The sequence below is a fragment of the Vibrio aquimaris genome, assembly GCF_009363415.1.
Classification (GTDB): Bacteria; Pseudomonadota; Gammaproteobacteria; order Enterobacterales; family Vibrionaceae; genus Vibrio; species Vibrio aquimaris.
On sequence record NZ_CP045350.1, the window covers coordinates 1782613 to 1802925 of the forward strand.

At 41.2% G+C, this 20313-nt stretch carries 18 protein-coding genes; 7 read left to right on the forward strand and 11 right to left on the reverse strand.

Annotated elements, in window-relative coordinates; genetic code table 11:
* Positions 1-16 precede the first annotated feature (16 nt).
* From FIV01_RS08340 to FIV01_RS08355, 4 genes are all read right to left on the reverse strand, one after another.
* Positions 17-1594, reverse strand: coding sequence for a BCCT family transporter (locus FIV01_RS08340; RefSeq protein WP_152430591.1), 1578 nt, complete (start codon positions 1592-1594; stop codon positions 17-19).
* 93 nt (positions 1595-1687) lie between these two features.
* Positions 1688-2677 (reverse strand): membrane dipeptidase, encoded by a 990-nt coding sequence (locus FIV01_RS08345; RefSeq protein ID WP_152430592.1) that lies wholly within the window; start codon positions 2675-2677, stop codon positions 1688-1690.
* A gap of 69 nt (positions 2678-2746) precedes the next feature.
* A complete protein-coding gene (locus tag FIV01_RS08350) occupies positions 2747-4207 on the reverse strand; it encodes an aldehyde dehydrogenase family protein (protein ID WP_152430593.1) in 1461 nt (486 codons plus the stop codon).
* A 57-nt stretch (positions 4208-4264) separates the two neighbouring features.
* Positions 4265-4663 carry a RidA family protein gene (locus FIV01_RS08355; protein ID WP_152430594.1) on the reverse strand — a complete coding sequence of 133 codons (399 nt, stop codon included), beginning with the start codon at positions 4661-4663 and terminating at the stop codon, positions 4265-4267.
* A gap of 153 nt (positions 4664-4816) precedes the next feature.
* On the opposite strand from FIV01_RS08355, the gene FIV01_RS08360 reads away from it, so the two are divergent.
* The gene (locus tag FIV01_RS08360; protein ID WP_152430595.1) at positions 4817-5707 is read left to right on the forward strand and encodes a LysR family transcriptional regulator; all 891 of its coding nucleotides are present in this window, start codon (positions 4817-4819) and stop codon (positions 5705-5707) included.
* 25 nt (positions 5708-5732) lie between these two features.
* Here the strand turns inward: FIV01_RS08360 and FIV01_RS08365 are convergent, their stop codons facing one another.
* Entirely contained in the window at positions 5733-6356 is a 624-nt protein-coding gene (locus FIV01_RS08365; RefSeq protein WP_152430596.1) for a bifunctional 4-hydroxy-2-oxoglutarate aldolase/2-dehydro-3-deoxy-phosphogluconate aldolase, read from the reverse strand.
* Positions 6357-6500: 144 nt separating this feature from the next.
* Positions 6501-7043 (reverse strand): outer membrane beta-barrel protein, encoded by a 543-nt coding sequence (locus FIV01_RS08370; RefSeq protein ID WP_152430597.1) that lies wholly within the window; start codon positions 7041-7043, stop codon positions 6501-6503.
* Positions 7044-7471: 428 nt separating this feature from the next.
* Between FIV01_RS08370 and dld the strand changes: the two genes are divergently transcribed.
* Positions 7472-9175 (forward strand): D-lactate dehydrogenase, encoded by a 1704-nt coding sequence (gene dld, locus FIV01_RS08375; RefSeq protein WP_152430598.1) that lies wholly within the window; start codon positions 7472-7474, stop codon positions 9173-9175.
* Here dld and FIV01_RS08380 read toward each other — a convergent pair.
* Positions 9172-10134 (reverse strand): LysR family transcriptional regulator, encoded by a 963-nt coding sequence (locus tag FIV01_RS08380; protein WP_152430599.1) that lies wholly within the window; start codon positions 10132-10134, stop codon positions 9172-9174. The two genes, dld and FIV01_RS08380, sit on opposite strands and share 4 nt — an antisense overlap.
* Before the next feature lie 103 nt (positions 10135-10237).
* Between FIV01_RS08380 and FIV01_RS08385 the strand changes: the two genes are divergently transcribed.
* Complete coding sequence (locus FIV01_RS08385) at positions 10238-11587, forward strand: MATE family efflux transporter (RefSeq protein ID WP_152430600.1); 1350 nt, start codon at positions 10238-10240, stop codon at positions 11585-11587.
* A 21-nt stretch (positions 11588-11608) separates the two neighbouring features.
* A complete protein-coding gene (locus tag FIV01_RS08390; protein WP_152430601.1) occupies positions 11609-12058 on the forward strand; it encodes a hypothetical protein in 450 nt (149 codons plus the stop codon).
* Positions 12059-12089: 31 nt separating this feature from the next.
* Here FIV01_RS08390 and FIV01_RS08395 read toward each other — a convergent pair whose 3' ends face one another.
* Complete coding sequence (locus FIV01_RS08395) at positions 12090-12539, reverse strand: GyrI-like domain-containing protein (protein WP_152430602.1); 450 nt, start codon at positions 12537-12539, stop codon at positions 12090-12092.
* Between the two features lie 368 nt (positions 12540-12907).
* On the opposite strand from FIV01_RS08395, the gene FIV01_RS08400 reads away from it, so the two are divergent.
* From FIV01_RS08400 to FIV01_RS08410, 3 genes are read left to right on the forward strand one after another with little or no spacing between them, the layout of a single operon-like run.
* Positions 12908-13414, forward strand: coding sequence for a helix-turn-helix domain-containing protein (locus FIV01_RS08400; RefSeq protein WP_152430603.1), 507 nt, complete (start codon positions 12908-12910; stop codon positions 13412-13414).
* Positions 13401-13721 carry a hypothetical protein gene (locus tag FIV01_RS08405; RefSeq protein ID WP_152430604.1) on the forward strand — a complete coding sequence of 107 codons (321 nt, stop codon included), beginning with the start codon at positions 13401-13403 and terminating at the stop codon, positions 13719-13721. The genes FIV01_RS08400 and FIV01_RS08405 overlap by 14 nt, the downstream gene beginning before the upstream one ends.
* A gap of 9 nt (positions 13722-13730) precedes the next feature.
* The gene (locus FIV01_RS08410; protein WP_246210451.1) at positions 13731-14351 is read left to right on the forward strand and encodes a queuosine precursor transporter; all 621 of its coding nucleotides are present in this window, start codon (positions 13731-13733) and stop codon (positions 14349-14351) included.
* Between the two features lie 79 nt (positions 14352-14430).
* Here the strand turns inward: FIV01_RS08410 and FIV01_RS08415 are convergent, their stop codons facing one another.
* The 3 genes from FIV01_RS08415 to FIV01_RS08425 form a co-directional block, all read right to left on the reverse strand.
* Positions 14431-16338, reverse strand: a complete 1908-nt coding sequence (locus FIV01_RS08415; protein ID WP_152430606.1) for an alpha-xenorhabdolysin family binary toxin subunit A — start codon at positions 16336-16338, stop codon at positions 14431-14433.
* Positions 16339-16428: 90 nt separating this feature from the next.
* Positions 16429-18798 (reverse strand): hypothetical protein, encoded by a 2370-nt coding sequence (locus FIV01_RS08420; RefSeq protein WP_152430607.1) that lies wholly within the window; start codon positions 18796-18798, stop codon positions 16429-16431.
* Positions 18799-18865: 67 nt separating this feature from the next.
* A complete protein-coding gene (locus FIV01_RS08425) occupies positions 18866-20059 on the reverse strand; it encodes an alpha-xenorhabdolysin family binary toxin subunit A (RefSeq protein WP_152430608.1) in 1194 nt (397 codons plus the stop codon).
* Between the last annotated feature and the right edge of the window lie 254 nt (positions 20060-20313).

Genomic DNA, 20313 nt, shown 5'->3' on the forward strand with positions numbered 1-20313 from the left:
GGAAATTTTGGTCAGCTTATAAGCCCTGCTCTTTAGCCATTTTTAGTGCAATCTGCGGAGCGTTCCATAGAGACGGAAGCAAGATGAAAGATACAGGTACCGCGGTAATAACAATAAAAGATTGTAAAGCCGAAATGCCTCCAGATCCCATAGAGATAAGTATCAGGGCCGTCACTCCCATCATTGCGCCCCAGAACACTCTTACCAAGGCATTAGGCTCAGTATCACCACTTATCACGACACTAATGGTGTAGGTCATTGAATCTCCAGTGGTAACAATAAAAATAGTGGTAAGAATTAGGAATAATACTGCGGTCAACATTGGGTAAGGAAGTTGCTGAGTGATGGCTAGTAACGCACCCGGTAAGTTAAAGCCCTCAAAGGCATGACTAATACTGCCTTGCTCGGCAAGCTCAAACGCCAGACCAGAGCCACCAACTATGGTAAACCAAAAACAGGTCGCTAATGGCGCAATAACACTGATAGTCGTGATCACTTTACGGATGCTACGGCCTCTGGAAATTCTGGCGATAAAAATGGCCATCATTGGCCCATAACCAAGAAACCAGCCCCAAAAAAATACTGTCCACCAGCTTAACCATCCCTCATCACCACGATAAGTCGCCATAGGAATAAAGTTATCCAGCATGGTCCCTACACCTTGAATGTAGCCATTAAAAATAAAACTCGTTGGGCCAAATATCAGAATGTAGAGCATGAGTGCAATTGCCAAGATGACATTGTAGCGGCTCAGCATTTGCATTCCACGGTGCAATCCACTTAAAGCAGATAGGGTGTATAAAGTAATCGCAAATAAGACGATAATCAGTTGGGTAGTAAAACCATCTGGTACATCAAACAAGGCATTTAACGCATAGCTAACCTGTAACCCGAGAAATCCTATTGGGCCTATAGTTCCGGCTGCGACAGCAAGAATACAGCAAGCATCAATTAGCGCTCCCATATGACCATCAAGTACCCGTTTACCCAAAATAGGATATAGGAGTATACGCGGCTTAAGAGGGAGACCTTTATCGTAATGAAGGTGCATCACCACAATAGACGTTAGACTTCCAACAATTGACCATGCAAGAAACCCCCAGTGCATAAAAGATTGCGACAGAGCATTAATCGCGGTCTGTTGAGGACCAGTACCTGCGCTGTAAATAGGTGGTGGATTAACGAAATGTGCGATTGGTTCTGCTGCGGCCCAAAAAACACCGCCTCCAGCAAGCAAAGTACAGAAGATGATTGCAGTCCAACGAAATGCATCCATATCTGGCTGATTGGTTCCCCCTAAAATGACTCGGCCAGTTCTTCCGCTGGCAAGCCCAATAGCGATCAAAAAAGTTAACAGTAATAGTATTTGCCAATACGGCCCAAACACTTTTACCGACCAAGAAAAACCCGTACTTACAATTGAAGTAAGCAATTGATCATCATAAAGTGCTAAACCAACAAATAAGGCAATTAATCCACCGCTATACCAAAATGCTGGATTGGTTAAACCAAGCCTATCGGCAGAGTGAGCATTATCCTCGATACGGTAGGTATCCGACGACGTTGCACTGATACCATGAGTAAAATTAGCCATACACTGACTCCAAATTATATTTGTTATGCAGCAATAGAGAACCTGCCACCGAAACAGTGGTGGCCAGGTAATCCATGCTTATAAGGATTGTGTTTATGAATGAGCTTTAAGGCCATTTGTCAGGAAAGTCAGCCAGTTGGTACCCAATATTTTTCCCGCTTCATGGTCACTAAAGCCGAACTTAAGTAATCCGGTGTAGATGTTTTCAAAGCCTTGTCGGCCATCAAACCAAGGTAGAGCTTCAGGCCAGCCAGAATTTGTGGCACTTCCCTCTCCATAGTCCATTGATTTGGACCAACGGCCATTACGCATCCATTCCAAAACATGCTGAGGCTGGTTTAGGCATAAATCACTCCCTATACCCAAATGATCAACGCCATATCGCTCCGCTGTTTCGGCAACCATTTGGCAAAAATCTTCCAATCGGCATTGACTACCATTGGGTAGATGGAAAGGGTATAAACTAAAGCCGATCAAGCCTCCTCGTTTGGTCAGAGCTTCAATGACAGCATGAGATTTGTTACGCAGCGCATTATGTGCAAAGCTGGGGTTTGCATGGCTAATGCAAATCGGCCGAGAGGAAAGTTCTATCGTTTCTAGAGTCGAGCGTTCAGCGCTGTGTGACATATCGATAATCATTCCGACTCGGTTCATTTCTTCTATGACTTGTCGGCCAAATCGAGTCACTCCTGAATCTTGTTGTTCGTAGCACCCTGTCGCAAGCAAACTTTGGTTGTTATAAGTCAGCTGCATGATTAAAAGGCCTTGCCGGCGCATGACTTCAACTAAGCCAATCTCATCGTCAATCGGTGAACAATTTTGCGCACCGAAAAAGATACCTACTTTTCCTTGTAACTTTGCCTGCTCAACATCAGCCATAGAGTGTATCGGCATGATGAGATCCGAGTTTTGCTCAAAATGCCTGTTCCACTCAGCAAAACGAGTCAGTGTTTGACGTGCATCTTCGTGGTAAACGATCGTCGCATGTACAGCCGTGATTCCACTTGCTAATAAAGTTTGGAAGTATTCTCTATCCCAATGGCAATACTGCAGCCCATCTATGATGATTTTATCTTGGAACATAACCACTCCTATATTGTTCCTATCATTTCTCTACTCATTGGCAGCTTTTTCGCTGCCGATAAGAAGACCCTAATAAGGACGCTGATAAGCGGTTTTAACAACTGTGTAGAACTCCTTAGCATATTGACCTTGCTCACGAGGCCCAAAGCTGGACTCTTTACGTCCTCCAAATGGCACGTGGTAGTCTGTTCCGGCAGTGGGTAGGTTAACCATCACACATCCAGTTTGAGATTGCTGTTTGAAAATAGTGCTGGTTTTAAGGCTTTGAGTAATAATGCCTCCGGTTAAACCAAAGCGAGTATCGTTGGTCACTTGAATAGCTTCGTCGAGGTCCTTGACTCGCATAACACTTGCCAAAGGAGCGAAGATTTCTTCTTGGTTGATATCCGAATGACTTTGGGTGTTTATGAAAAGGGTTGGTGCCATATAGTAGCCTTGATGTTTTAGTGCGAGTTGTTCCCCACCAAATGCAAGCTCAGCCCCTATTTGACGAGCTTTCTCAACCCAACCTAAGTTAGCTTCTAGCTGGACACCATCCACGACAGGGCCCATAAAAATACCCTCTTCCAACGCATGCCCGACTTTTATCTCACTCATCCTCTGTATCAAGGCTTCAACGTAGGCATCATGAATACTATCCATCACAACCAGTCTTGAAGATGCGGTACATTTCTGCCCTGTTCCTGAAAAAGCACCTGCAATCGTCGCTTCAATCGCAATTTGAAGATCCGCATCATCGGCGATAACTAGCGCATTTTTACTGCCCATTTCAAGCTGACACCGAACAAAATTAGGCGCAGTTGCAGCTGCCACTTTACGCCCAGTTTCGACCGATCCTGTAAAACTAATACCAGCGACATCAGGCGAATGAATCAAAGTGTTACCGACAATGGAACCAGAACCGAGAACTAAATTAAATGTACCTGCTGGTAGGCCCTGACGGTGAATGATCTCGGTTAATGCGACCGCACTTGCCGGAGTGAGATTAGCTGGTTTCCAAACCACACTATTACCAAAAGCTAAAGCTGGCGCAATTTTCCATGCAGCGGTAGCAGTTGGAAAATTCCAAGGAGAGATAATGCCAACCACACCGATAGCTTCACGTGTCACTTCCACGGAAACGCCCGGACGAACCGAACCTGCGGTATCACCTATTTGGCGTAACACTTCAGCAGCAAAGTATTGAAAGAATTGTCCTGCCCGATATATCTCACCGCGCCCTTCGGCAAAAGGCTTACCTTCCTCTCTAGAAAGTAACTGACCCAACTCATCACAGCGGGCAATCAACTCATTACCAATAGCTTGTAAAACAGATTGTTTGTGTTCGATCGATGTTCTTTCCCATAAAGGCTGGGCATACTTGGCTGCTTGAATTGCTTGCTCGACTTGATCTTTACTTGCTTGAGCAAAGTCGCCCAAAGTGTCACTGATGTCGGAAGGGTTAATATTAGAAACGGTATCTATACCTGATAGCCACTCTCCTTGGATAAAAAGTGACTGCTCTGGTTTTATCTTTTCAAATAAACACATAGGAACTTCCTTAATTGGCTTGATAACTTCTAGACTGGCTCATTTGCCATTTTGGGATTAATGGTTGTCAGTCGCGGATGCATAGACAACAAACTCAACCAGCATTTCTTCTCGGGCTAGGCCTGCGACGACGACAGCCGCTCGATTTGGATAAGGTGACACAAAGTATTCAGCATAGAGCCGATTGACGGACTCGAGATACTGGCGGTCTGTCACATAGATAATAACTTGGTACACTGAATCCAACGACTCGCCAGCACATTCAAGGGTATGAATAAGATTGCTAAATACTTGGCGAGTTTGCGTCTCTATTCCACCCGTTACCACATCACCATTAGCATCAATCGGAATTTGTGCAGTATATAAAGTGCCATTCCCCACAACAGCCCACTCAAGAGGGGCGTTTGATGCATATAACTCTGTTTTAATGGGATATTTTTTATTTTTTGTATTCACTGGCATTTAACCTTTGTTACATCTTTGTATCTAAAAGTTAAATCCTGCACTTTGACATTCGATAAATCCAACGGTAAATTTTATTCAATTGATAAATAAAATTTATCATTTTGGTGTAAAGCTACTAGCTAGAATGAATTGGGAAGAAAATCATTGAGTATCAAACTGCAACAATTACGACATTTTGTGATGGTCGTCGAGGAAGGTGGCTTTCGCGCCGCATCTCATCGAGCGAATCGCTCTCAAGCAGCACTATCAACATCAGTAAAAGAACTGGAGAAAATCTTGGGGCAATCGCTATTTGAAGCAGGCAACAAATGCGAGTTAACGCCCTTCGGTGAACTATGTCTACCCAAGGTAGCAAGGTTTCTTAATATATATGCTGCGCTCGATAGCGACCTGCGAGCTATCGCAAGTGGCCAGCAAGGAAAAGTACGTATCGCTAGTGTACCTTCTGTTGCCGCAAAACTTATCCCGACTATTTTAGGCGTATTTAATAAAACCTACCCCAATGTCGAAGTGAGTTTAATTGATGATAATGCAGCAGGTGTGGAAGCTAGACTTCTATCTGGAGAGGTTGACTTAGCCTTGGGCAATCCTTCGGCACTTAACCAAGATGCGATCAGCTTGACCCCATTACTGTCTGATCCAATAGGTGTGGTATGTCTAAAAGACAACCCTATTGCCATCCACCGTCAAAAAGTAGATTGGCAATCTATTCAAAGCGAGCCTTTTATACGCAACGGCACTTGCAGCCTACTTGAGTCAACGCCAGCTCGAGTATTAAGTCAAAAAGCATTGTATTCGGTGGAAAATATTACTTCTCTGTATTCGGTTCTAGAACTCGGAATTGGTATTACAACCTTGCCCAAACTTGCCTTCCCACCAAAGACATCATCTCTGACTTGGTTGCCATTATCAGACCCAAAAATAGAGAGGCAAATAGGCCTTTTTACACTTAAAAACCGAACGCTTTCACCTCAGGCTAAGATATTCCATCAGCTCTGTGTCAACCACTTGGCTGAGAAGACTCTGGCTTTATGACAATTTAAGCAAGATTTTGCGTTATTTAGGAAAGTTTTAAGCAAGCTTGCCTTACAAGTTCTCCTATTTCCTGCCAACAGCCTTGATCAATAAGCTTGGATGGAGCCATCCATGTCCCACCGCAGGCCAGCACAGAGTCAAGAGAAAGGTAATCATCGATATTGTCGATAGTTATTCCACCTGTGGGCATAAACTTAACTGGGTAAACCGCTGACAGTGCCTTGAGCATAGCAGTACCACCAGAGGGTTCGGCTGGAAAAAACTTCAAGGTTTTCAAACCAAAATCCATTGCCTGTTCGACTAAGCTAGGGTTATTGATTCCTGGAATAATAGTGACATTGTTATCCAAACAGTACTGCACTGTTTTAGGGTTAAAACCAGGACTGACAATAAAATCAGCGCCCGCCTCTACCGCATCATCCACTTGCTTTATCGTCAATACAGTGCCAGCTCCTATCAAGATGTCCGGATATGTAGTTCGAAGCTTTTGTATCGCTTGTGCGGCAAAATCGGTACGAAACGTGATTTCTGCACATGGTAGACCATTTTGAATAAGTGTCCGCCCCAGAGGAATCACATCGTCTAGGTTGTTGATGGCAATAACAGGAATGATTTTCAGCTTAATAAGTTGCTGCTCTATGGATGTCATAGACGGACTCTCACACTAATAGACAGGGTGTTAACAGTTTAACTCATAGTGTGAGTTGAAGTCTTGAGTGAAAGCAAACTCGATTTCCATTGCTATTAAAATGTGTTAGGTCATATCCAACGACTTTTGATGTAACAGGCTAGGTCAAAACCTAACATTTATCCCTGTAAACACCACATCTGATTCAAAGTCATTAGCCAAAATGAACTTTCGGTATTCCAAGTTTAATCCCACATGGCTGAAAAATATTAAATCCGCACCAACGCCGTAGTAAGGATGAGTACCTGTGTGGGAATCGGTACGTTTTGCTCCACCCGCTGGCGTATACGTTTTTTTGACTTCTGAATAATTCGCTCCACCTACCGCATAAAAATCAAGGAATGACGTGGGAGATATCACCGCTTTCAATCCGGCAAAACCCGTCGAATAGTTAACTTCTTGTTCTGTTGTCCCAAACACGGCAGATACGAAATTACTTGTCATACCTTCAACACCTGCATAGCCAATCTCAGCGGCAAAATTGGGATGAAACTGATAAGCATAATCGATTTTGGCCGCAAAACCTGAATCACTCCAATTATCTGGACCCTCAGTGTCGCCATACCCCATCGCGATACCTATCTGATGGTTAGAAGCGCAGACAGTCGAAGATAACCATAAAGGTAATAGAAACAATGTTTTTCTCATATTATCTCTCTCATGAGTTATTTTATGACTAAATAAACTATGTCATTCCACTCATAATTGGTATGACCTCTTTGTATTAATTTGTCAGCAATATGTATAGAAATACCAGTTCTACTTTGGTTAAAAACATCCATCCCTTTCTAAATAGTCACTTCATTGACACAACAACAAAAGCCCTATGGTTAGGCACAGTTAATTATTTGACCATAGAGATTGCATTCCTTTGGGAAAAACACATTGTTATTAGATTCACTAATCAAATAGCTTAAACATTCTAATAGACTGATATAAAAGAACTTAAAGAAGAATTAAAGAATTAGCAGTAGTCGACCTTAGTCAAGTTCTTGAGTGACACAGTGGTGTTGTTTTCATTTCAACTTTAGACTGTCAAAAACTAAAGCCCTACATGCTGGAAGTTAAGGAAAATTATGGACAAACAAGCAACAATTCAGACATTTATAGATATTGTTGGTGAACAACACGTATTAACAGGTGATAAAAAAACAGAATACTATCGTTGTGGCTTTCGTTCTGGGAAAGGAAAAGCGCTTGCAATACTCTTTCCTGGTTCACTGGTTGAGCAGTGGCGTCTATTACAAGCTGCTGTCAAAGCCAATTGCATCATCATAATGCAAGCGGCAAAAACTGGACTCACAGAAGGATCTACCCCTAGTGGTGAAGATTATGATCGTGAGGTCGCTGTGATCAACATCATGCGCATCAATAACTTGCATGTTATCGATGACGGCAAACAAGTAATTAGCCTACCTGGGGTTAGTCTCCACCAATTAGAAAAAACACTCAAGAAGGTAAATCGTGCACCACACTCCGTTATTGGTTCTTCATCTATTGGCGCGACGGTTGTCGGCGGAATAGCCAACAATTCAGGTGGCGCATTGGTTAAACGCGGTCCAGCCTACACTGAACTCGCGCTATTTGGACAGGTTAATAAAGAAGGCGAATTAGAATTGGTTAACCACCTTGGAATAGAAGGGCTTGGTGAAACACCTGAAGATATTCTTGCCAATATAGAACACGGAAATTTCACACAAGAGAATATCAAACACACAGATGCCATGGCGTCTGATAAGGAATATGAACAGAGAGTACGCGATATAGACTCAGATATTCCTTCTCGATTTAATGCAGATTCGAGGCGACTATTTGAGGCCAGTGGCTGCGCAGGCAAATTAGCTGTATTTGCGGTGAGAGTTGATACCAATCCAATACCAGAGAAAGAACAAGTGTTTTATATTGGCTGTAATGATCCCGCGATGTTAAGTAAACTTAGACGCGATATGTTGAGCAAGTTCAAGCATCTTCCAGAAATGGGCGAGTACATGCACCGAGAGATATTTAACCTTGCTGAACATTATGGTAAGGATGTTTTTCTTTCTATTCATCATTTAGGTACTGAGAGACTGCCCAAATTCTTCGCGCTTAAAGCTCAGGTAGAAACCTTACTAAAGCGAATTCCCTTTGTTTCCGACAATCTACCAGACATGTTTATGTATTGGATGAGTAAGCTGTTCCCACAGCACTTGCCACAACGTATGTTAGAGTTTAGAGACAAATATGAGCACCATTTGATTCTTAAGATGAGTGATGGTGGTATCGAAGAAGCGCGAACCTATCTAGAAGAGGAATGGTCAGAGCAACAAGACTGTGACTTTTTCATCTGCAATCAAGACGAAGGTAATAAAGCCCTACTCCATCGTTTTGCTGCCGCAGGGGCAGCAATGCGGTATGAAACCATACATTCGAATGAAGTAGAAGATATATTGGCACTTGATATTGCTCTACGTCGCAATGATGTTGATTGGGTAGAACAACTGCCAAAAGAGATCACAAAAGACCTAGTTGTTGCTCTCTACTATGGTCACTTTATGTGCCATGTATTTCATCAAGATTATATCTTTAAAAAAGGCGCTGACACGAAAAAGATCAAGCAAAAGATGCTCGAGCTCCTGACTCAGAAAGGAGCCAAATACCCTGCGGAGCATAATGTGGGACATCTTTATGAGGCAGAACAGCAACTACAAGCTTTCTACCATTCGTTAGATCCAACCAATACCTTTAATCCGGGCATTGGGAAAATGAGTAAATACAAGCGCAATTGCAATTGCTGCTAGAGTGAACCCCAGTTTACTTGCCGGCTGTCCCAGCCAAAACTTTCACACATAGCTTGGAGCTGACCCAACTCGTTTTGGGTTTGCTCAACGAGCCAACGGTGTATCTCATCAATAATCGAACTTTGATTAGGTTGATAGCACAAGTATTTCCATTGACTATGCTGCAAAACCATATCGTTCGGACATTTAAGAAACTCACGGTTAAGCTCTGGTAACACCAACAATAAGTCAGTGACCGTTACCCCTTGACCCGCGATACACGCACTGAGTGCTAAATCTAAGCTATAAAAAACCGTATCTCTACCTTCCTTTATTCCTTGAAGGTTGGCCTGAGTTAACCAATGTTTCCAGTCTTGGTGGTCGAGCGTAGCGTGCAAATGTGGCAAGGTGAGTACATCTTGGAGCGGTACATTTTGCTCTGATAGCGATTTGGCGTATACGGGTGCCATGTATTCCTCTCGCAAAAACGTCACGCCTTTCTTACCAATATACTTATCGCTTTTACATGTGTTTACTATCCATAAATCACAATCTCCCGAATCTAAGTCAGGATCTTCTTCAATAGCGGGAATGATAACAATTTCGTGTTCTGGGTACTTTTCATTAAGGCTAACCACTTTAGGCAGCAAAACTCGAGTCGCATAACTTAGCGCACTTTTTATCACAATCCTTTGTTTGTTCGCTTTAGACCACTCTCCAATTAAGGAGTCCAATGCACGATAGTTATTATTGAGCCTTTGATATAACTCATTTCCCCTATCAGTTAGGGCAATCGACCTGTGTTTACGTACAACCAGCAAAACTTTTAACTCATCTTCAAGCTGCTTTATTTGTCGACTAATGGCACTTTGGGTGACATTTAACTCATCAGCAGCTTTGGTAAAGCTCATCAAACGCGCTACGGATTCAAATACTTTCAATCCATTATGTGAATACGGAAGAAATTGATAAGTAGACATAGGCTCTTCACATGATCTCAGCTCATGTAAGCATGACATAAATATCATTTGAACGCTACACAGTAAAAGCATACCTTATGCCCATTCAGACACGAGGCATAAAATGAAAAAAATTCTCTCATTGGCATTCCCGCTCATCATTTCACAACTTATTACCATGGCACTGGTATTAACTGATGTTTGGATGATGTCACAACTAAGCGTTTCGGCTCTAGCAGCTGGAGGGCTTGGTGCCTCTGTCTACAGCTTCATCTTTATTATTGCAAGCAGCTGTGTAGGCTGTGTTGCAAACTTGATTGCCATCGCTTACGGCCAAAGAATCGCGAGACCCGAATTCGGTAATCAGCAAATTCGCTTTGCCGTCAAAGGAGCCGTATTACTATCTATTATTTTGACCCTAGCACTGACGCTAAGCTTCAGATACGTTCCTGGCTTGCTTCTCATCGCTAATCAACCTGAGCAGTTAATTGACCCTGCAATGAGCTACTTGGATACACTCAAATGGGCAATGCTACCTTCACTCATTTTACTTGTACTTCGAGGCTTAACCAGCGCACTCGGTAGTACTCGGTCAATCATGGTGATGTCACTTTTAACCGTTGTGCTGAATGTCCCATTGAGTTACCTACTTGCATTTACCTTGGGATTTGGTTTGGCTGGCTTAGGGGCAGGGACTGCGCTAGCTTCCCTAATGGTAATGCTGGGCTATGGCTATTGGGTTTTCAAACGCGCGGAATATCAAGCATTCTCGCCTTGGAAGAATTTAGACGAATATTCTCTATCTCTGCTCAAGCCGTTATTATCTCTTGGCATACCGATCATGATTGCGGCATTACTTGAGCATGGATTGATTTATGGTGGCACTTTAATGGCGGGAGCGATTAGCGTAGCTGCACTGGCACTGCACCAAATCCTTATTCAATGTCTGAGTTTTACTTGGAATATCAACTTCGGCTTGTCTCAAGCTGCAGCCATCCTTGTTGGGCAAGATTATGGTTCAGACAACTTTGCAGGTATAAAGCGCACGGTAAAACGCAGCTTTATCATCACCACAGGTCTAAGTACGGTACTTGCTGCACTCTTTATCTGCTACCCACAAGCGATCTGCGCAATGTTTAACTTAGATGCTGAACTATCCACCTTATTGATTGGAGTGATCTGGGTTGTCGCTTTGTCCTTTATTGTCGATGCATGGCAGTTGCTGGCTATTAACCTACTTCGGGGGATGAAAATAGTCTTAGCCCCGACTTTCGTCACAGCCATTGGTTATTGGTTATTCGGTCTGCCCTCAGCTTGGCTATTACTCAGAGAGTACGGTTTAGCGGGCGTCTGGGGGGGAATCGGTATTGGTCTCGGAGTTTCTGGTATACTCTTGCTTGCACAACTTGTATCTGTGATACAAAAGCATAGCACTCCAAAAGCAAACACAAATAAACCAAGTTATGCGTCATAAGCGCAGAAGAATAAAGCAGCCATGACTGATCTTGATATCGAATTTGAACATATTTATATAGAAGCGCAAGCTGAGCGCTGGCAATGTATAGAGCGCTTTCTTTTCAGCTACTTTTGCTTTCGAGAAAACTACCTAACTCGTAAAAACAAACCTGATTGGGAAAGTGCACGCTTGATGAGCGCGCGCTCTGCCAAGGTCACTGCTATCGAAAACGCCATATTAGAACCCATGGTGCCTCACCAAACTATCATCGGAGAAATAAAGCGATATTGGCGCGATGGTAAGCTGACAAGGCAATCCCTACAACGAATTCTTAACCAACTATTGGACTACGCTGTCATTACTCATAAGGAAAAAGCCTCGCTTAGCAAAGCGAGGCTTGAAGATTCGATGCCTGCAGATTGGTACAAAAACCCGGAAAAGCCAGTTTATCAAAGGCTTGAGTTAGTAAAAATTAAGCTTATCAACTGATAAAACACAGCAGCCAACCAGAGTATTAGGACTAATCAATCGCAATACAAATTTCAACGGATGAATCATCCAGATATCTTTCATAGTCGTATGAATAAGCCCTCTTGTGCAGGCAATCACTGTCAGCAAAATATGTCCAAATCTCTTGCCACAAATTAATCACCGCAGCAGGCATCTCACCTTTAGCAGAAAATACTAGGTATTTACCCGCAGGTACGGCGAGCTCTACTTGGCCATTTAAACAATCAGGAGACATACTGGTTGCACCAACGGTCAGATCATATTTTCCTGAAACATCCGATTCATAGTTGCTGTATACACCATAGACACTCGACTGTGCTTCTAGGTGTGCTGAAGCCTGCTGGTAAAAATGCTGCCAAAGTGAGGCTATTTTTGCAGTTGATGCTTCTTGCTCTGATAAATTGCAAGTTCGGACAGTAAACCCTGTCACGCTAAAACCTTCATTATGACGAATGTCCATGATTTTACTCTCTTACTCTATGTTCGAACCAACATACAGCACCTCGCTTAGGCACTGTTTTTATTTACAGTACCATATTTAATGAGGTCTACAAAGGCGTTATTCCATAAATATTGTTATGTTTAACATAAGCCTAGTTTTTAACCTGAAACTATATTTAACGTTACTTTATAACATAAACTTATTTTCTGATAGTTAAGTTGTAAATTTATATTTATAATATTTATTTTGGAAGAAATTAATGCTGGATAATTTATAAGAAAACATTAGAATTAATTAAAAATAAAAAGATAGAAGTGTCAAAAATAGATTAATAACTATTAAATCGACAATAAACATGAATGTAATCACAATTTGGCTAGTTTAAAATGATAAATAAAATAATAAGACTTATAACCGACAGTAAACATGATACCGGCGGCGTTAAATTTCTCGCTCAAGAAATGGGCATTAAGTATAGTACTTTGTATAGTTTGTACTCCGGTAAAAATAGTAATCCAACGATAGAAACTGTAGGAAAAATATGTGACTATTATAACATTACTTTCTCCGACTTATCCGATGATGCGGCCCCTCCATACCATTTTGACAGACTTAGTTCTGATATAATTCCACTATCTGAACAAAATAACACAAACATATACATAAAAAACAACACTCTCATCGACACTTTACCTAAAAGTAGTCAACTAATATTCGAAAAGTTCTCGCCTCCTTTGAAAAACAAAAATCACTATATTTGTACCACACTATCAGGGGAAGTTGTTCTTAGGAAAGTCATTGAAGAAGATAGTAAATTCATTTTCATATCTTCCAATAGGATAATTCACGAAGATAACTACCCAATCATGCAACTTAAAAATGTCAAAATTTAACTTATTTAAGATAAGAAAAAAACAATCCAATCTATATTCTATTGATGGGTTAGTAGGTTTTATTGGTAAAGAAATGTTTGAGCATGCCTATATCGATAGGCATGACGTCAAGCTTCATCGCGGACAGTATTGTATTTCTGATGACAGAATTCGTGCTATCAATGTAAAAGATAAAACCGTCGAAATGGAAATATCTGATATTCCAGTCACCATCTCGATGAAAAGCTTACTCGCTCCTTCAGTCAGAAGAAAATTAAAGATAAGCAATGAAAATTTTATCGCCATTTACCACATCATGGAGTATTAGTCTTTGAGGGTGATAGAAACTTCAACTGTAATAGCAACTCTTGGCCTGTTTTGTTTCCTTACAGCATCAAACTTGGCTTCACCCAAAGCAATACAAGCTTTGGGTGTCCACTTAACCGCTGGGTTCTTTACCTATCCCTTTGTTTATTTTTTTTCTTCGATTATTATCGCAACTCGTTCACCCAAGACATATTTTAGATGCATAGCGTTGGCTTACCTTGGGTACCTCGCCTTTATAAGCATGATGTACTTAGCATCAATTACTCCCGAATCAAATCCTGATTCAAACTACAGTCAAAGCTTCAATTTGATCTATAGCTTGAGTAATTATCGGATCTATTTAGCATCTCTTTGTGCCTACTTTGTCTCTACGTTTATGTTTGGCGTGATATTTTCGTCATTAAAGATTAATAGCATCAGTATTAGGATCTCAATATCGACGATTATTGTCTCTTTGGTTGATGTGAAATTGTTTCTTGCATTAGCTTACCTCGGGGTGAAGAACAATGATCTACTGCTCAGTATTATGTTTTGGTCTAGTATAACTAAACTAGTTGCACAATTAGTTTTACTTCCACCAGCAATTTTCATCATCAATACCATTAGAGACAGAGATGAGTGCTGTTTCTGAAATGAGCAGTTAACCTCTTATTTGAAGCTAACTGCTTAACAATTGCTATTTCATAATCCATCGATTAAGACGGGGCTTATTACTTACAGGAAACGTAACCTGTCCAAGACTTCATAGATACAATAGGATTCGCATCACTGATATACATGGTGTAATCCCAGTTATAGTCTACTGGGTTATTCTCAGTCCAATATACTCTGTGAGTTGGCCAGCCCACTGCCCCTTGTTGTGAAAAAACCCTTAACTCGTCAGCATTGGGTAAGCGCATACCTCTGATCTGACACATATTCTTCGCTTGTTCATAAGTAAAGGTTACCCATTTAGGCCCAAAATCTATCTCAGATTTATAGCCAGTATAAGTGTACCCTTCTCTGTCGGCTTCTTCCTTTGTTAAAGGCAACGAAAATTCATTGGATACTTCTGGCGGAGGCGGAACAGGTGCATTTAGCATTTCACCACCAGTACAAGCAACGTATTGATGGCCGTGTGGATAGAGTTTTGATCCTCCACCATCCACGCCAACCGTATAGTAACGTCCTTGAGGGTCAATCGTCGCTGACCAATAATGGCTAGCAACTGGCCATACATTAGGGTCAATATCTTCATATTGCTTAAACCAAGCTTGTAGTTCTTCTAGTTCAAACTTGGTTGGCAGACGCATACCTTGGTTTTGGCATAAGTCAGTCGCTTGTTGAAAATCATAGGTAGGCCAAGATAAACCCGTAGCGTATTCTGTGATTTCAGTTGAGTATGAAATACCCAGTTCATCAGCCAAGTCGCTTCGAATTGGCACACTAAACTGTGTTGAAGATATGCCAGTCACATCAGAATTCGCCAGCCACAGCTCTCCCTCAGTTCCGAGATTTTCCCATCGAGATTGTAGTTTTTCGATCTCCAATTCAGTTAAGTAAGCTGCAATAAAGTTGTCTGGATCATGAAGAACATCATCACTGTTTATGTCATTAATTCCTTTAATAACACTTTCGAGTTGACTGGAAATGAGTGCCCAACCGCCTCTCAATCTTTGCTGCGCCGCCAATGCAGAGCGTGTGCTTTCTAATATATTTTTTATGCTATCTGTGGCAATGTTCCATGATAAGTAAACGGCTTGATCGTGTGCCATCTCCTTTCTCAAAGTAATAACATCTTCACGGATAAACTGAATCTCATTTTTCAAAGCCACTGCTTTCGCAGAGCCCGCACCTGCGGTGCTTATTGCGGCAATCGTTCCAAAAGGAAAAATCCACGCATAAGTAGGCGTTGTTGCGGCTACGGTTACCCACTTACGATATTCACTATTTAGCTCATCGATTCTTTGTTTTAGCGCATCAATTTCTCTACTGGCTTCACTTCCGTCATTCTCAAGAATGTCTTGGTTTGAACTTTGTAATCGATCGAGGTCTTGTAACTGAACATCAAGAGAATTGATAAAATCGGTTAAGCCATGCCCGAGTGAATCTGCATCTTGGTAATACCTAGTCGCATCTTCAAGCATCGCCTCTAATATTGCGAGTAAATCAGCTTTTGCCCGTTCAAACGCTAAATAATCTACATTCTCCGCCGCTTCAACAATAAGCTGTGTTTGCTGTAACATCCCAGTCGAAGAATCATTCACCTCATGAGAGTATTCAATCAGGTTTTCAACCAAAGTAATCATCCTATCGCGATAGCTAGAGTCTCCTAACCAATCGCTCGATATATGATTGATATTTTGATAGTTAGACAGCAAGTCTTGATAGACTCCATCGAAGGCCACGTAATTACTCATATAAAAACGCTTACGCATATTCTCTTGTGTAACAGGTAGTGTACTCGCGCTGCGAGCCAACATATTCAATTTAATCCATTCTTCTTCGCTTAATAGGAAGTCATCGCTTTCAGATGTGAATACATCCAAATTGCCTAACCCATGGTAGTTTTCTGCCAATGATACGTTGTGTACTGCCAACATACATGACGCTGCTAACACTGCTTTACACCAATCCATAGTTGCCTCTTGAGATCTAAGGTTGTAATAATATCGAGGTTTAGATTGCGCTATAACACTTCTATACAGCGCAAGAATAAGAATTGAAATCTAAAATTCGGGCGTTATCCACTCGCCAGAGAAGGAAAGCTTAATATTCTCAACTTTGCTTAAGTCGACTTTTTCGTGCTCGAATAATTTGACCGTCCAAGTAGAAAATGGCGTAGGTTTGAAAATGAACTTACCAAAGTTCTCTGATATGTCACCGGGAGTAATAACGTTATATTCATCTCCCTCTTTGTCATAGGAATATATACGATGAGATTCCTTAGTATTGAATATATATGATTGACCTTTATGAAAATCTCTAAACTCACCGGTATGGGTTAATTGAAACTCATATCTACCATCTGCTAGCTCTGGACCAAAGATCTCAACACCAATACTGTCTAAACGTACCCTTTCTTTATTATTAAAGATACCCTTGCCAAAGGTTTCATGGTTTTGCTCATTAATAATAAAGCTAAATTCCCCAGTCTCTTTTAATTGATCCAGAATGGCTTGATCATTAATGTCTGCATCGATTGAAAAACTCTGAGGAGGATTCTCATAAAAACCCTCGATAGCATGAGTGAGCTGTTCATCCATAGAGACCAAATTTTGGTTGTATTCTAAATAGCTGGCGTTAATACGTGGAGTGACCGTACTATCTTCAAATGTATGATACTTATAAGCTGCGTTATAGTTGAGCATTGCGCCATAAAGAGGACGTTTAAACAAATTGTATGCTCTAAACAGATACTGTTCGACTTCTTGCAGAGCTTGTTCGTCCGTATCCAAGTCGTTTATGTATTGGACAACACTATCATAGTCTTTTTCAATCGCTTCTTTGGCTAACTGAAGCTCGGTTAACCTATAGGTTGCTATGACAGCTTTAACCTGCAAACCTGAAACACTCGAGCCCCAAGTCATAAGTTTATTCAGCTCATTCTTATATTCTCTCGTGCCTAAAACACCCAACTCCTGCGCTGCTCCAAGCGCAGTATCAATATCGATTCTAGCAAGCTCCCAACCAGTACTGGACGAACCGAGATCAGGGATATCGATTTCTGTTTCTCTCATCAGTCCATTAAGCTCTGCGGTCAGCTGATTGCTTTTTATCAGTTTTAATATAGTCTCTAGATTGGCACTGAGATCTTTGATCTTCTTAATATCTTTACTTAGCTGCTCTAAACGTTTTGAGATCGTCACGGCTTGTTGAGCATCTTGAGCTGCATCGCCTATGGCTTGTGCTGCACTTTCTATTCCTGCGGGGCCAATTGTGAAAGCAGAAATTACCGACGAGCCTAAATCAGCCAACGAGCTAAACACTTCAATGGCTATGCCAGCAATAAACTTACGTTGGTAGTCAATAATGCCTTGCCTGAAGTTCTGTTTTGCAACTTCGACGGCACCCTCTTGATCCTTAAACCCTTCAATTTTACTCTCGATACTATTTTGGAAAGAGGCAATCTGCCTTTCTTGGTTTTCAATAATCGCTTGCTGGGCGCTCAATGCATTATCCAACTTATCCAACATCAAACGTGCGCTATCTTTTCTAGCTTGAATATCATTTTGGTGGTTTTCAAACTGATCATATTCGCTCTGAAATGCTTCCATCGCGTCCAAGATTTGACTATAGCTATTGGAATATAAATTTAAATCAAGCACTGGAACAAAATTCTGATCTTTTTGAGAGGAAGAATAAAATAGACTCAAGCTTTTTAGAGCGCGAAAAGTATCGTCAAAATTCCAAGTGTTTTCCTCATTAATCAGTGCATCACTGCTTGCTAATAAATTCGCATACCACTCTAGTATATCAATACTAAGCTGAGGCTTACTGTCATACGCAGACAAACCATAATCATAAGCAAGATTAAAAATATAATCCCTGTCTTCATTTAACTGTACAATAGTACTTTCAATACTTTCGCTATCATAACTAACGGTTTCCCTACCAAGTAAGTTTCTATAGGTAAATTTGAAATTCTCCCCTTGTTCTTCGACTCGTGTAACCGTTCCTGTGTGTGAAGTAATCAGTATTCCGGCCTCAATTTTATCCGCAATAATAGTGACCGATGTATTGGCATCTTCTAATTGACTAAAACCAATCAGACCCTCGCCTTGGATAGAACGAGCCAGTATCACAATATGCTTGCCTTGGATATTTTGTGAAACCACTTCGTCAAGCAATAATGTATCAGCAATAAAAATGTACCGTCCTCTGTCTGGATACTGCTCAAAGGTTCTGTTGAGCTCCGCCGAATCAAGCAACATCGCTTGTCTAACTACTTTTCGGCTACTAACGTCCGTCACTTCTTTTGTTTGACCAGGCATATAACTTGGTATAGAAACATCATAGAAATCAGACCATGGATTCGCTGCTACGCCAAAACTTGCTAGCAGCAACCCAGTAAGTATTTTGCTCTTTTTGAAAAACATAAGCGTTACTCCATCAACGTAGTGGGGAAAATTAATGGCAGCCAAATCTATGGCTGCCTTAGTGCTACTATTCGTTACTTTGAGTCACGTAAGCATTACGTACCCATTCCTCTGTAGACTCTTTAATTTCTCCCCAGCGGGTCTCCAAATCTTCAAGCTCTGAAGCGGTTAGCGCTAGAGCAGTCAATAAATCTGGATTATTGATAACATCTTCACTGTTTGCTTCTTGTATACCTTCAAGTGCTGCTTCTAGTTGAGCAACAACGAGTACCCAAGCACCTTTTAGTTTCTCAAGTGCATTAAGTGCTTCCGATAGTTGGTCTCGCGTGTTAGTAATACTGCTATTTGCAAGCTGCCATGATGCGTAAGTCAGCTCCTCTGTCCTGAGGCGCTTGGACAGGCTTTCAATGTCTTCTTTGATAAATCCGATTTCATTCTTTAACGCAATAGCTTGCGCTGTCCCGCCGGAGGCAGCACCAATCGACGCGATTAAACCAAAAGGAAAAGCAACCGTAGAATAGACAGGAGACGTTGCTGCTACTTTTACCCACTTACTGTATTCCCTATTAACTTCCTCAATTCTATCTTGTAGGGCGTCAATCTCATCTTTTGTCGCTGAGCCGTCATTTTCAAGAATATCTGCGTTTGCCGACTGAACTTCTTGTAGCTCATGATCTTCTGCATCTAACGTATTAACAAACTCTGTAAGTTTTGTACCAAGATCATCAGCCTTATCATAATATTCCTGAGTATCCGTTAGCATTTTCTCCAGCAGTGTTCGAGTAACTATTAAATACCTGTCACCAGCTGCAAGATCATCTTCCAAGATAGCTGACCATATTCTGTCAACAAAAAGTGAAATACGCTCACTCCCAGTTAAAACGTCGTCTGAGTAAATAACAATATCTGTGGCTAAGCCGACCATTTGATCTCTATACCCGCCCGCATTGAGCCACTGCCCAGAAATATCATGCACGCTTTGATAACTTCTCAAAAGTTCTTGATAGTTACTGCCAAAGTCCAGTGAGCCTAATAAAAATTCGTTGCGCATATCATCTTCAGTAATAGGGAGTGCCCTAGCTGTCGCAGCAAAAATTTGAATGGCAGCCCATTCATCTGTACTTAAAACAAACCTTTCTTCATTTGCTTCTTCGCTTATGTAGGTAAAATCTTCTGGAGCATCACCAATTTTTTCTGCCAGAACATTTGCAGCAAAACCACAGGCCAATAATGTAGCGAGAGCAGTTCTTTTGAATTTCATATTTATACCTCATCAGATCGTTTTCTTACTGAATAGATTGGATTATTTAACAAACGATAATGTGTTCAAATATCATTCAAAATACTGCTTCATCGATTTAGCAAAATAAATAACAATAATATCACTATGGGATATTGGTTTAATAAATGTTAATAAAACGTAAGGTTTATGTGTTTTTGATCGTAAATTATTCAGATTTTAGCTTAAATCATATGAGAGGTTATAATATAAATAATAATAATGAATTATGGGAT